1 pseudogene is annotated in these 1,009 nt (G+C 34.3%); it reads right to left on the bottom strand.

Annotated features, from left to right (window positions below):
* Positions 1-563 (bottom strand): annotated as a pseudogene (locus WQ54_RS24230) (IS21 family transposase); the annotation flags it as partial.
* Positions 564-1,009 lie beyond the last annotated feature (446 nt).

Raw genomic sequence — 1,009 nt, 5'->3', positions numbered from 1 at the left:
GCTTTGTAGTGCTCATCCTTGTAATTGATTTTTAATTGACTAATTTGGTGTTGGACAATTAACTCCGTGTTATAATAAATGAATAGTTGATCATCATATGCTTGTAAGCCAACAGTCTTCCCTTGATACTCAGCTGGAACTGAGTATTGATTGGACTTATACGACACCATGTTGGACGAATTCACTTTTACAAGCGTATGATTGATTTTGTAAGAATCTCTTATTTGTTGCCGTGGGAGGGGCATTAAGAGGTTCTTTTCTTGTTTTAATGCTAAAATTGGTATCTTTCCGGTCCCCTGGTGATAACTATGATTGATTCTTTCACATAGTTGTTGCACAAACTTATGAAGTTCTTCTAAGCTAAACTTCCCTTGATAAGCATGAATTTCATCTAAATATTTCATGGGTGATTCAACTTTCCCTTTTGTATTCGGTCTTCCTGCAATACAAGGCTGCACTTTAAATCCAAAATCATCCGCAAATTGAGCGAAACGTTTATTGACTATTCCTTTGGTATAATTTGTTCTTGCTTCATCCATTACCGTTTTCATATTGTCAGTCAACCATATCAAAGTCACAAAGTGTGCTATTGTCATTTTTGACTCTTGTTAATTCGCATTTTTAAATTCTCCATCAGTATTTTTAATTTTGGTAAGTCTGTAAGACTATTAATCTTAAAATCTGTTTGGATATCTAACGCTATGTACATACTAATCACCCCAAGATTAGTATGTAGAAATGAGTCGAAACTGTACATCTTTAATTAATCAAATTTTTACATATTTAAATTAGCATTTGTAAGAGCTACCTAAAGGAGGATATGGTGAATTCCATGGGGGACTTTGGGAGTGTGGAGTAAGAATAACACAATTAGATTTCTACGTTCACGTCGAAAGGAAATATCAAATGTTGATAGATATGATTTTGTCACGGGAAAACTTAATTGAAGCACTTAAGCGTGTGGAAAGGAACAAAGGAAGTCATGGCATAGATGGAATGTCCGTAAAAT

Origin of the sequence: Bacillus sp. SA1-12 (assembly GCF_000981385.1) — a bacterium.
Taxonomy (GTDB): Bacteria; Bacillota; Bacilli; order Bacillales; family Bacillaceae; genus Metabacillus.
Note: the sequence above shows the minus strand (reverse complement) of the source record. Positions and strands in the feature narration are given on the sequence as shown.